Raw genomic sequence first — 12,172 nt, 5'->3', positions numbered from 1 at the left:
GAAATGACGATCAAGATTGGCATCAACGGCTTCGGCCGCATCGGCCGCAACGTGCTGCGCTCCGCCATCCAGAATTTCAGCGACATCGAAGTCGTTGCGATCAATGACCTGCTGGAGCCCGAGTACCTGGCGTACATGCTGCAGTACGATTCGGTGCACGGCCGCTTCAAGGGCGAGGTGTCGGTGGACGGCAACACCCTGATCGTCAATGGCAAGAAGATCCGCCTGACGCAAGAGCGCGACCCCGCCAACCTCAAGTGGAACGAGGTCGGTGCCGACGTGGTGATCGAGTCCACGGGCCTGTTCCTGGACAAGGTCACGGCCCAGAAGCACCTGGATGCTGGCGCCAAGAAGGTCATCCTGTCGGCCCCTTCCAAGGACGACACCCCCATGTTCGTGTACGGCGTGAACCACACGACCTACAAGGGCGAAGCCATCATCTCCAACGCCTCGTGCACCACGAACTGCCTGGCCCCCGTGGCCAAGGTGCTGCACGACAAGTGGGGCATCAAGCGCGGCCTGATGACCACGGTGCACGCGGCCACCGCCACGCAAAAGACGGTGGACGGCCCCTCCAACAAGGACTGGCGCGGCGGCCGCGGCATCCTGGAAAACATCATCCCTTCGAGCACCGGCGCTGCCAAGGCCGTGGGCGTGGTGATCCCTTCGCTCAACAAGAAGCTCACCGGCATGTCCTTCCGCGTGCCCACCAGCGACGTGTCCGTGGTCGACCTGACGGTGGAGCTGGACAAGGCCGCTACGTATGAAGAGATCAAGGCCGAGATGAAGGCCCAGTCCGAAGGCGCGCTCAAGGGCGTGCTGGGCTACACGGAAGACAAGGTGGTGGCCACCGACTTCCGTGGCGACACCCGCACCTCGATCTTCGACGCCGACGCCGGCATCGCCCTCGACGGCACCTTCGTGAAGGTCGTGAGCTGGTACGACAACGAATGGGGCTACTCGAACAAGTGCCTGGAAATGGTGCGCGTGGTGGCCAAGTAAGCCCGACACGCTCCAGCCCGAACAAGGCCGGCACCCCGCGAAGGGTGCCGGCCTTTTTTCATGGGCATGCGGGGAAAAGACGGCCTCCCTGCGCACCGGCGCCTCCCATGGCGGGGGGCGGGCGTGATCCATGGCACGCGTGCGCGTGGCAAACGACTTGACGCCGCCATAGCGCAAAGGCACGCTTGGCACTTTCCCCGACATTTCCCAAGGAATTGCCATGACCCTCCCCTTGTTCTTCCGCAAGTCGCTGGCCGCATGGGCCCTGTTGTCACTGGCCGCTGCCTCGGTGCATGCCCAGGATGTGCTGATCTCCGACCCGCCACAGGACCACACCTTCGGCAAGGCCGCGCTCAACTCCACGTTTGCAACCCAGTATTTCTCGGTCTTCAACCGCTCCAGCGCCGCAGTGCAACTGGGCACGGCCGGCGTGGATGGTGCCTTGGCCACATGCGCCGCGCTCGGGTGCCCGACCATTGCACCAGCCGAGTTCACCATCCCGGGCGGCTCGGACGGCTGCAGCAACGCCACGCTGCAGCCAGGCCAGGGCTGCTCTACCCTGGTGATCTTTTCTCCCAAGCAGCCGGGCTCTCGCCTGGCACGCCTGGTCTTTCCTGTCCGCGGAGGAACCACGGTGACGCGTACCGTGATGGGCACGGGCCTGGCCCAACCCACCGACTGCGTGCTGGACTGGGCCGAAAACTCCTTCCGCTCCATCCTGACGAGTCCTACGGCGACCATCACCGCCTCGCCGTTCTATCTGCGCTGCTACGCCAACGGCGCGCTCTGCCTGGGGGCCGATGCGGCCGCGCAGACCGCCGACCAGCCCAGCGTGTACCTCTACCAGCCCAATGCAACGCCTGCGGTGCAGCGCCTGGGTTACCTCTCGACTTTTGCGCAGTCGGCCCAGTGCCCGTGATCCCGCGAACCAGGCACGCCCTTTGACAACCGCGCCAGGCCGGCGGCCCGCAAGGGCGGCCGGCCTTCTTTCTTCTTCAGGACGGCGGCGACCTCAGGCGCTGCCGTGCAACAGCCACTCGAAAAGCCCATCCGCCCCCATCTGCCCCCCCTTGAGCATGATTTCCAGGCCATCGAGTGCCGGATGCTCGCTGTGCAACCGGCACAGCGCCACGCCAGGCGCGAGCGAGGCCCGGTAGGACAGGCCCCAGGCGTCGAGTGCCTGCACCGCCAGGCTGGAGGTGTCCCCCCCCGCAATGCCGATGCGCTTGAGCGGCACCTGCGCCAGCACCTGGGCCAACAGCCGGCCGCCGGCCTGCGCCACCGCGTGTGCCGTGGCACCGCCGGTCGCACTGCCCGCCGTCACGGCAAGCACGCTGCGACCTGCGCGCAACAAGGAGGCCAGGCGCCCGGCCACGGTCTGCGCTGCGGCCTCGCCGCCTGCGACCAAAGCGGCCACATCGATGGGCACCTGCACGTACGAGGTCGCCGCGCGCACCTGCTGTGCGGTGACCGGTGAGAGACTGCCGGCCAGCACGAAGACCGGTCCCTGCGCAGCGGGCAGGCCTTGCGCCGCCGATGGGTCCGCAGGGGCCCACTGGGTCGCCAGCGCCTGCACCACACTGCTCGGCCCCACGGCCAACAGGCGCGCCTGCTGGGCCCGGCGCCACACGAGCCGCCCCACCGCCTGCAGGTCTTCCGGCCGGCTGGCGTCCATCAGCACGCCAGCCGGCTGCCCCGCCAGCAGGGCGTCGAGTGCCGCCTCCTGCCCGGCGAGCGGCTGGGCATAGGTGGGATAGTCCATGCCCGCCACCGGCGGCAACCCCTGCTGGGCCAGGTGCAGGCGCAGGTCGCTTTCCTGCATGGGAGTGACAGGGTGTCGGCTCATGGTCGGGTGCCGGTCGATGCGGTGCACGGCCGGCGCACCGCCGGCGCGCGCGAACAGATGGCCGAAGACGCAGTAGCGGCCCAGGCTGGGCTGCCCGCCGACGATGGGCACGAAACGGTTTTCCACATGCGGGCGCAGCACCTGCACGGCCACGCCGATGCTGCCCACGTGCGGCGCGCTGTCGAAGGTGGAGCAGACCTTGTAGTGCAGCACGGGCACGCGCATCTGCGCGAAGAAGCGGCCCACGGGCTCCAGCTCCGCGCGCATGGCCTCGGGCGCCATGGCGCGCGCTGCGCCGGCGATACCAATGGCGTCGAGCGGCCCTGCGCGCTCCAGCTGCGCAGCGGTGGGCACGCCCATGAACAGCAGGGCGCGCAGGCCGACCCGGGCCGCCGTGGCCAGGGTGTCGGTGGCCCCGGTGAAATCGTCGCCATACCAGCCCAGGCGGGCAGTGGATGCAGCCATCATGGTGTACTCAGGCCTTGGAACCGAAGAAGCCGAGCGCGCGCTGCAGCTCGGGCGCATGCCGGGCGAAGTGGTCGAGCGGCGTGCCCGCTGCCACCGCCTCCCAGGCCTGCTGGATGCTGGCCACGCCGGCCGCAGGACCATCGGGGTGGGCGAGGATGCCACCACCCGACATGAACAACAGGTCGGTGCTGCGCAGGCGCTCCCAGGTCAGCGGCACGGTGCCGGCCCACTGGCCGTTGGAGACGGCGGGCAGCACGGCGTCGTCGAGCCCCGGCACGAGCGGTGCCAGCGTATCGTGGGCCGACTCGACCACCTCGTCGTCGGTCTGCGAGAACTTGCCTTGCAGGCCGTGCACGTGCATGTGGTCCACGCCGGCCAGGCGCCACAGGGCCTGCCAGGCCTGGAACGAAAAACCCAGCAGCGGGTGCCGCGACAGCGCGCCGTAGCCGTTGCGGTGGCCGTGCAGGGCCAGCGGCGTGTGGCGGCGCAGGGTCTGCACGGCCGAGTAGCCGCACCAGTTGAGGCTGGCCATCACGCAGCTGCCGCCCTCGGCCTGCACCAGGTCGGCGTGGCGGCGCATGGCGTCGGTCTCGTCCGTGATGTTGAAGGCCACCATGACATGCTTGCCCGTGCGGTCCTGGTGTGCGCGCACGGCGCGCATCACGGCCTGCACGCGCTCGCGCAGCGGGGCATGCGCGGGGTCGGCACAGACCTCGTCGTCCTTGATGAAGTCCACGCCCGCCGCGCACAGCCGCGCGGCCAGGGCACCCGTCTCCTCGGCCGACAGGCCCACATTGGGCTTGACGATGGTGCCGATGAGCGGCCGACCCTGCACGCCCGTGAGCGCGCGCGTGCCCGCGATGCCCTGGCGCGGCATGTCGAAGCGCTGGCGGTAGGCTGCCAGCAGGTGCAGCGATTCCAGGCGCAGCCCCGTGACCTCGCCCAGATCGAACAGGTTGCCCGACACCGTGGCCGCGAGCGTGGGCAGGTTGGCGCCCACGTTGGCCACCGGAAAGCGCACCCTGAGCCGTGCCCGGCGGAAGGGGCCGGCCAGCGGCTTGCCGGCCGCCGCGCGGCGCTCCAGCCAGCCGTTGGGCAGGCTGGGCGACGGCATGGATTCGAGCTCCTCGATGGATTCCACGGTGGCGCGGGCACGCTCGCGCAGCGCGTCGGTCTCACCCTCCACGCGCGTGAAGGTGCCGCAGGACTGCTCACCCGCCAGCACCTCGGCCACATGGGCCGGGTCCAGCGGCGTCTCGATCAGGTAGCGGGCTTCGAAATTCTCGGCGTCCATGGCTCAGAGGGTGTTGAGGTCGGGGAAGGGGCGCACCGGGTCCTTGCCGTCCCAGTCCTTGGCGGCCTCGCGGATCAGCGTGAACAGCCGGCCCTTGGGCCCTGCCACCTCGGACAGCTCGATCAGCGCGCCCGGGTGCAGGCCGGGGTGCTTGCCGTCCTCGAAGTAGACGAAGCGGCCGTTCACGCCCACCTCGCCGCTCATGCAGACCTTGAAGCCCGCGGCCTCGGCGCGCGCCAGGTCGGCGTCGAAGTCCTCGGTCCAATACGCCACATGCTGGCCGCCCACATGGCCGGCCTGCTGGAAGTCGCGGTACATGGAGGGCACATCGTTGCGCGTCTGCAAGAGCTCGATCTGCACGCCGCCCGCATTGGCCAGGGCCACCGAGTTGTGGGGCTCGTGGCGCTCGCCACGGTAGGTGTAGTTCTGGATCGGCACGCGCGGGTTGTAGTACCAGGGGCCCACGCCCAGCACGTTGGCCCAGTAGTCCATGGCGGCCTCGATGTCGGGCACGAGGTAGGCCACCTGGCGGATTTCACCAAAGAATCGGCTCATGGTTTGCTGCTTTCAGAAAGGGATGGAGGGAGCCCGGCGCTGCACGCAGCTGGACTGTGAAAAGGATGCAATTGGTTGACCACCTGTCGCGCTGAACGCCACCCGCAACCTGCACGACTGGCGCTGCGCAGGCCAGTGCCGCCGTGCAAGGGCCGCCCCGCCGCAGGGGCGGCGTCCCCCTGCAGGGGGAAGGCGCGAAGCGACTCAGGGGGGGTGCTTCATTTCAGAAACCCGGTGGAGAACCAGGGGATCGCGGCCACGATGACCAGGCCCACGAACAGCGCCATGACATAGCCGCCGATGTGGCGCAGGCCTTCGTTGGGGTGCACCTTGCTGATTGCGCAGGCGCCGTAGTAGCCCACGCCGAAGGGCGGTGCGAACAGGCCGATGCCCATGGCGAAGATCACGACCATGGCGTAGTGCACCTCATGGATACCCACGGCCTTGGCGATGGGGAACAGCAGCGGCCCGAAGAGCACGATGGCCGGGATGCCTTCGAGCACGCTGCCCAGCACCACGAAGGCGATGATGGACACGGCCATGAAGCCCCAGGCACCGCCGGGCAGCTGCTTCATCACCTGGGCCAGGTCGTGTGAGAAGCCCGACTGCGTGAGTCCCCAGGCCATGGCCGTGGCGCAGCCCACGATGAAGATGATGGCACCCGTGAGCGAGGCGGTCTCGATGAGCATGGGCCGCAGCCGGCGCCAGTCGAACTGGCGGTGGATGAACAGGCCCACCAGCACGGCGTAGGCGATGCCGATGGTGGAGACCTCGGTCGCGGTGGCCACGCCTTCGACCACGGCCGCGCGGATCACGAAGGGCAGGGCAATGGCCGGCAGCGCCGTGAGCAGAAAGCGCAGGATCTGCGCGCGGCCGAAGCGCTGCACCTGCGACAGGTCTTCGCGCCGGTAGCGCCACCAGACCACGGCGCACAGGCAGGCGCCCACCACCACGGCCGGCAGCATGCCGCCCGTGAACAGCGCTGCGATGGACACGCCCGTGACCGAGCCGATGGTGATCAACACGATGGAGGGCGGGATGGTCTCGGTCTGCGCGCCGGTGGCCGAGAGCAGGGCCACCAGGTCACCGGGCTTGGCGCCGCGCTTTTGCATCTCGGGGAAGAGCACGGGCGCAATGGCCGCCATGTCGGCGATCTTGGAGCCCGATATGCCCGAGACCAGGTACATGGCGCCGATCAGCACATACGACAGGCCGCCGCGCACATGGCCCAGCAGGCTGGCCAGGAACTGGATCATGGCGCGCGCCATGCCGGTCATCTCGATCAGCGCACCGAGGAAGATGAACAGCGGCACGGCCAGCAGCATGAGGTGCGACATGCCTTCATCGAGCCGGCCCACCAGCACCAGCATGGGCGCCCGCGTGGTGAGCGCCAGGTAGCCGAAGGTGGCCAGCGCGAACGAGAAAGCAATCGGCACGCCCGCGAACACACAGACCGCCACCACCACCACGAAGAAGATCACCAGGTTGAGCTTGCCCAGCGGTGCGAACACCGGCTGCGCGAGCCAGAAGGCAAGCACCAGCGCACCCACCGTGGCAGTGGCGGCCGGCATCACGGCCAGGCCGCCCTCGCGCAGCATGCGCAGGGCGCACACCAGCAGCATCAGCGCCATGCCGGTGGGCAGGGCCGAGGCGCGCCAGGCGTTGCTGATCTCCAGCGCGGGCGTGACGATCACGGCCTCTTCGGCCGCGTACTCGTAGGCATGGTGCAGGATGAGCAGCAGGAAGGCGAAGGAGGCGGCCATGGCCAGCGCCTCCAGGTAGGCGCGCGCGGCGGGTGGCACCTTGCCCACGAAGGCCGTCATGCGCATGTGCTCGCCGCGGCGCAGGGCCACCACGGCACCCAGCATGGACAGCCACAGGAACAGGATTGAGGCCAGTTCGTCCGACCAGACCAGCGGCGCATGGAAGACGTAGCGCGACACCACGCCGCAGAACAGCAGCACGATCTCCACCAGCACCAGCAGCGCAGCCACCGACTCTACCACCAGGCCGATGCCGCGGTCCAGAGGGTCGAGCGCGGCCCGCCAGCCCGTGGGCGCGGACCCGGGCAGGGCAGTGGCCAGCATCAGGACACCTTGCCGACGGAGGCTTCGAGCAGCGCCCAGGCCTCGTCGCCGAACTTGCCCTTCCATTCGGAGTAGTAGCCCGCCTTGCGCAGCTGGTCGCGGAAGCTCTGGGGGCTGGCATCGTTGAAGGCCATGCCCTTGGCGGTGAGGTCGCTGCGCAGCGTCTCGTTGAGCTTGGCCAGGTCGGCGCGTTGCTGCACACCAGCCTCGTCGAAGGCCCGGCCCAGGATGAGCTTGAGGTCGTCCGGCAGGCCGCGCCAGGCACGGCCGTTGACGACCATGTGGTAGCCATCCCAGCTGTGGTTGGTGACCGAGCAGAACTTCTGCACCTCGTAGAGCTTGGCGGTCTGTACGATGGCCAGCGGGTTCTCCTGTGCATCGACCACCTTGGTCTGCAGGGCCGAGTAGACCTCGCTGAACTGCAGGCTGGCCGGCGAGGCCGACAGGGCCTTGAACATGGAGATGCCCATGGGACTCACGGGCACGCGGATCTTCATGCCGCCCAGGTCAGCCGCGCTGCTCACTGCCTTGGTGCTGGTGGTCACCTGGCGGAAACCGTTGTCCCACATGCGCGGGAAGGTGTGCAGGCCGACCTTGGCAAAGGCCGCGCGGATGCTGTCGCCGAGCTTGCCGTCCACCGTCTTCCAGACCTGGTCGTAGTCGGCGAAGGCAAAGCCCACAGCCGTGATGGCGCTGATGGGCGCGAGCGTGGCGATCACCATGGTGCCGGCGTTGAAGATCTCCAGGCCGCCGCTGCGCACCTGCGAGAGCATGTCGGTGTCGCCGCCGAGCTGGTTGTTGGGGAACACCTTGAGCTCCAGCCGGCCCTTGCTCTCGGCCAGGATGCGGGCGGCCGCCTCATTGGCGCGCACGTTGAGCGGGTGCGACACGGGCAGGTTGTTGCCGAACTTGAAGCTGTATTCGGGCGCGGCGGCGCTGGCCAGCCCGGGCCAGGCACCGGCGACGGATGCGGCAGGCAGTGCGCACAGGCCGCGCAGCAGGCTGCGGCGCGAGGGAAGGTTCGAGGAATGGGCCATGGTCTTTGTCTCCTGTCTGTAATCGTTGGAATCGGCGCCCCGCAGGCGGGCCTTGTTCAGGGGCAGACCTTATCCGCGGTCCACGCCTGGAGCAAATCGGCAATCTGATGGGTTTTGATGGATCTGCAGGCCACGCTCAGTTGCAGCGCGCATGCATGCCGCCATCGACCAGCAGCTCCACGCCGTTGATGTAGCGGGCCTCGTCGGAGGCCAGGAACACCGCAGCGTTGGCCACATCCCAGCCATCACCCATGCGCCCCGTGGGCGAGAGCTTGTGGCGGGCGGCCACCATCTCCTCGTGGCTGGCGTAGAAGCCCGAGATCTGGCGGTAGATGTGCGGCGTGTCCATCACGCCCGGCAGTATGCAGTTGGCGCGGATGCCCTGCCCCGCGTACTGCAGCGCCACGCTCTGGGTGAAGGAGTTCACCGCTCCCTTGGAGGCCGCATAGGCGCAGTAGGCATAGCCGGTCCAGCGCACGCCGCCGAGCGCGCCGATGTTGACGATGGCACCCGACTGCTGGGCCTGCATCAACGGCAGCACGGCCTTGCAGGTGAGGAACATGCTCTTGACGTTGACCGCCATGACCCGGTCCCAGGTGTCCTCGGTGGTCTCCACCGGCCCGCCCTGCGAGGTGATGCCGACATTGTTGTGCAGGATGTCGATGCGGCCGTAGGCATCGGTGGCGGCCTGCACGGCGGCCTGCACCTGGGCCCATTGGGTGACATCGGCCGTGACGGCGATGGCCTCGTTGCCCTCGCCCCGGATGGTCTCGCATGTCACCCCGGCCGCGGCGCCATCGCGGTCCACGGCGACGACCCGGGCCCCAGCCCGCGCATACGCCGCGGCCGCAGCCTTGCCATTGCCCCAGCCGTCCCCGTCCGACCCGGCACCGAACACCAGGGCCACGCGGCCCGCGAGCCGCTTGTCGTTGTTGCTTGTCTCCATCATTCGTCCTTGTCTGGGCCGCGCCCTCTGGCATGCGGCAGGCTCTTACGATAGCCTCGGACCCGTGATGGACCAATCGCCAAACATGATGGTTTTTGATGGATTCGGAGGGCCCGCATGAACCGCGCCCTGCCCGGCGTAGCCGAAGTCGCCGCGCTGGCGGGCGTCTCCACGGCCACGGTGGACCGGGTGCTCAACCGGCGCGGCGGCGTGCGCCAGGCCACGGCGCAGCGCGTGGTGCAGGCCGCGGGCGAACTGGGCTACCTGCCTGCCGATGGCCTGGCCGCGACCCTGGCGCCCGCCCCGCTGCGCGTGATGTTCCTGCTGCCACGCAACACCAGCCGCTTCCTGACCATGCTGGGCGACATGGTCAGCTACTCGCAGGAGCACTGGGCGCCCTTCCATGTGAAGTGCCGTGCCGAGACGGTGGACAGCTTCAACCCCGAAGCGCTTGCGCAGGCGCTGCTGCACCACGGCAAGCGCTATGACGGCCTGGTGATGATGGCGCTGGAGCACCCCCAGGTGCGCGAGGCCGTGGCCACGCTGGCCGAACGCGGCGTGCCCGTGGTCACCGTGATCTCGGACCTGGGCAACTCGCAGCGCGTGGGCTATGTTGGCCTGGACAACCGGGCCGCAGGCCGCACGGCGGGCTACCTGATCGGCCGCTTCATCGGCGCGCGCGAGGCCAAGGTGGCGCTGGTAGCCGGCAGCCTGCGCTACGCGGCGCACCAGGAGCGCGAGGCCGGCTTCCTGCACGTGCTCGAAGAGCTGTTCCCGCAGCTCACCGTGGTCGGCCTGCGCGAGGGGCTCGATGATTCAGAAAAGAACTATCGCCAGACGCGCACCCTGCTGGAGCGCCACCCCGACCTGGCCGGCATCTACAACATCGGTGGCGCTTCGGACGGCATCGCCCGCGCGCTGCAGGAAGGCGGCATGCAGCACAAGGTGGTGTTCATTGGCCACGGCCTCACGCCCGACACGCGCGCCCAGCTGATCGACGGCAGCATGGACGCCGTGATCACGCAGAACCCCCTGAGCACCATCACCAGCTGCGTGCGCATCTTCGCCAACCTGCGCGACGGGCGGCCCGCGCTCTCGGGCGTGGAGACCACGCGCAGCCAGGTCGTGTTCCGCGAAAACCTGCCGTAGCGATGTGGCGAACGGGCCGGGATCGCGCCCAGTGCGATCCATCGCGCACACGTAAAACGATGTAAGACCGTGCCCACAGGCGAACTGTGGCGGGGACTACGCGGCCCGCGGGCGGGGCCGCGAACAATGCATCTCAACCCGCACCGTTCCGGGACCGAGCCCCGGCAGGCCTGCCTGCCCCCGCCATGCCCCTCTCAGGCCTCCCGGTCCCTTTCCTCCCAAGGAGCCCCCAGCCATGCATCCATCCTCCGCACTTCGCATCGCCATTTCCGCGCTGGCCCTGGCCGCATTGACCGCCTGTGCCTCCAAGCCGCCAGCCCCCACCGAGCAGATGGCCGTGAGCCGCACCACGCTCACCCGGGTGTCTGCAGCCCCCAACGTGACGGCCACTGCGCCCATCGAGTTGCAGCGCGCCCGCGACAAGCTCATGGCGGCCGAGAAGGCCATGGGCGCCGAGGACTACACGGCTGCGCGCCGCCTCGCGGCCGAGGCCGAGGTCGATGCCCGCGTGGCCGAAACCCGGGCCGACGCCGAACGCAACGCCGGCAACCTGGCCCAGGTGCAGGACGGCATCCGCGCGCTGCAGGAAGAGATCAACCGCCGCGCCTTGGCGCCGGCCCGCTGATCGGCGCCTTGCTTGCCTGCCGCCGACGCGCCCCGCCCTCCACCGAATACCGAAGGAACAACGACCATGCACCCCATTCTTCGCCGCACCTCCGCCCTCGCCACCAGCCTGCTGGCCGCCGGTTTGCTGGCCGCCTGCGCGACCACCGGCCCCTCTGCCGCCCTGGAGCAGGCCCGCGCCAACGTGAGCCGCGTGGGCGCCGACCCCATCGTGGGCCAGTACGCCCCGCTGGAGCTCAAGGAGGCCCACGATGCACTGCTGCGCGCCGACCGCCACTGGGCCGACAAGCACGACGAGGCCGAAACCAACCACATGGCCTACCTGGCGTCCCAACGCGCCCAGATCGCGGCCAATGCAGCCCGCGCCCGCATGCTGGATGCCAACCTGCAGAGCGCGAGTGCCGAGGCCGACCGCATCCGCCTCGAAGCGCGCACCCGCGAGGCCGACGAGGCCCGCCTGCGCGCCGACGCCCAGGCCCGCAACGCGCAGATCGCCCAGGCCCAGGCCCTGAGCGCCGAGCAGCGCGCGGCCCAGCAGCAGGCACAGGCCAATGCGGCGCTGGCCCAGGCCAGCGCCGCACAGGACCGGGTGCGCATGCTCGAAGCGCAGTTGCGCGAGATGGAAGCCCTGCAGACCGAGCGCGGCCTGATCGTGACCCTGGGCGACGTGCTGTTCGCCTTCAACAAGGCCGAGCTGTCGCCCCAGGCCGCACCGCGCCTGGACAAGCTGGCCAGCTTCCTGCAGCAGTTTCCCGAGCGCAGGCTGCTGATCGAGGGCTACACCGACAGCGTGGGCTCGGATACCTACAACCTGGACCTGTCGTCACGCCGCGCCGCCGCCGTGCGGGATGCGCTGGTGGCCCGCGGCGTGGACGCCGGCCGCATCACGGCACGCGGCTATGGCAAGGTCTACCCGGTGGCCGACAACGCCTCGCCCGAAGGGCGCGCCATGAACCGGCGCGTGGAGATCGTGATCGCCGACGACAAGGGCAACCTCAAGGGGCGCTGAAGCCTGTGGCAGGGCGGCCCAGCGCCCGGCCCCCCAAGAAAGACCGCGCCGCCCCGCCGCGCGGTCTTTTTTTGCGCGCCCGCCATGCGCCGGGCCCTGGGTCGAAAAAGGTGTTCCAGTCTAAGTAAGCGGCCACCCACTTGTAACATCCGCGC

11 protein-coding genes are annotated in these 12,172 nt (G+C 69.2%); 5 read left to right on the top strand and 6 right to left on the bottom strand.

The annotated features are described in order from the left end of the window. Nucleotides 1–3: 3 nt before the first annotated feature. Together gap and AC3WOH_RS03010 are read left to right on the top strand one after the other, a co-directional pair. Complete coding sequence (gene gap, locus AC3WOH_RS03015) at nt 4–1,002, top strand: type I glyceraldehyde-3-phosphate dehydrogenase (protein ID WP_492227916.1); 999 nt, start codon at nt 4–6, stop codon at nt 1,000–1,002. Nucleotides 1,003–1,222: 220 nt separating this feature from the next. Beyond that, nucleotides 1,223–1,921, top strand: a complete 699-nt coding sequence (locus AC3WOH_RS03010; RefSeq protein WP_492227915.1) for a hypothetical protein — start codon at nt 1,223–1,225, stop codon at nt 1,919–1,921. Nucleotides 1,922–2,014: 93 nt separating this feature from the next. On the opposite strand, the gene AC3WOH_RS03005 is transcribed toward AC3WOH_RS03010, so the two are convergent. The 6 genes from AC3WOH_RS03005 to AC3WOH_RS02980 form a co-directional block, all read right to left on the bottom strand. Further along, nucleotides 2,015–3,316: a four-carbon acid sugar kinase family protein gene (locus tag AC3WOH_RS03005; protein ID WP_492227914.1), complete on the bottom strand. Its 1,302-nt coding sequence runs from the start codon at nt 3,314–3,316 to the stop codon at nt 2,015–2,017. Nucleotides 3,317–3,323: 7 nt separating this feature from the next. Then, nucleotides 3,324–4,610 (bottom strand): ribulose-bisphosphate carboxylase large subunit family protein, encoded by a 1,287-nt coding sequence (locus AC3WOH_RS03000; protein WP_492227913.1) that lies wholly within the window; start codon nt 4,608–4,610, stop codon nt 3,324–3,326. A gap of 3 nt (nt 4,611–4,613) precedes the next feature. Further along, complete coding sequence (locus tag AC3WOH_RS02995; protein WP_145693758.1) at nt 4,614–5,165, bottom strand: VOC family protein; 552 nt, start codon at nt 5,163–5,165, stop codon at nt 4,614–4,616. A gap of 218 nt (nt 5,166–5,383) precedes the next feature. Further along, the gene (locus tag AC3WOH_RS02990) at nt 5,384–7,252 is read right to left on the bottom strand and encodes a TRAP transporter large permease (RefSeq protein WP_492227912.1); all 1,869 of its coding nucleotides are present in this window, start codon (nt 7,250–7,252) and stop codon (nt 5,384–5,386) included. After that, nucleotides 7,252–8,289, bottom strand: coding sequence for a TRAP transporter substrate-binding protein (locus AC3WOH_RS02985; protein WP_492227911.1), 1,038 nt, complete (start codon nt 8,287–8,289; stop codon nt 7,252–7,254). Before AC3WOH_RS02985 ends, AC3WOH_RS02990 begins: the two co-directional genes overlap by 1 nt. Nucleotides 8,290–8,425: 136 nt before the next feature. Further along, nucleotides 8,426–9,235, bottom strand: a complete 810-nt coding sequence (locus AC3WOH_RS02980; protein ID WP_492227910.1) for an SDR family NAD(P)-dependent oxidoreductase — start codon at nt 9,233–9,235, stop codon at nt 8,426–8,428. A 117-nt stretch (nt 9,236–9,352) separates the two neighbouring features. Between AC3WOH_RS02980 and AC3WOH_RS02975 the strand changes: the two genes are divergently transcribed. The 3 genes from AC3WOH_RS02975 to AC3WOH_RS02965 all read left to right on the top strand — a co-directional run bounded on the left by AC3WOH_RS02975 (nt 9,353) and on the right by AC3WOH_RS02965 (nt 12,017). Further along, a complete protein-coding gene (locus AC3WOH_RS02975) occupies nt 9,353–10,384 on the top strand; it encodes a LacI family DNA-binding transcriptional regulator (RefSeq protein ID WP_492227909.1) in 1,032 nt (343 codons plus the stop codon). A 235-nt stretch (nt 10,385–10,619) separates the two neighbouring features. Continuing rightward, a complete protein-coding gene (locus tag AC3WOH_RS02970) occupies nt 10,620–11,009 on the top strand; it encodes a DUF4398 domain-containing protein (protein WP_492227908.1) in 390 nt (129 codons plus the stop codon). Nucleotides 11,010–11,075: 66 nt separating this feature from the next. After that, nucleotides 11,076–12,017: an OmpA family protein gene (locus AC3WOH_RS02965; RefSeq protein ID WP_492227907.1), complete on the top strand. Its 942-nt coding sequence runs from the start codon at nt 11,076–11,078 to the stop codon at nt 12,015–12,017. Nucleotides 12,018–12,172 lie beyond the last annotated feature (155 nt).

The sequence above is a fragment of the Acidovorax sp. FW305-C-20-28 genome (assembly GCF_058783375.1).
The sequence above is the reverse complement of the archived record's forward strand: the minus strand, read 5'-3'. Positions and strand labels throughout refer to the sequence as shown.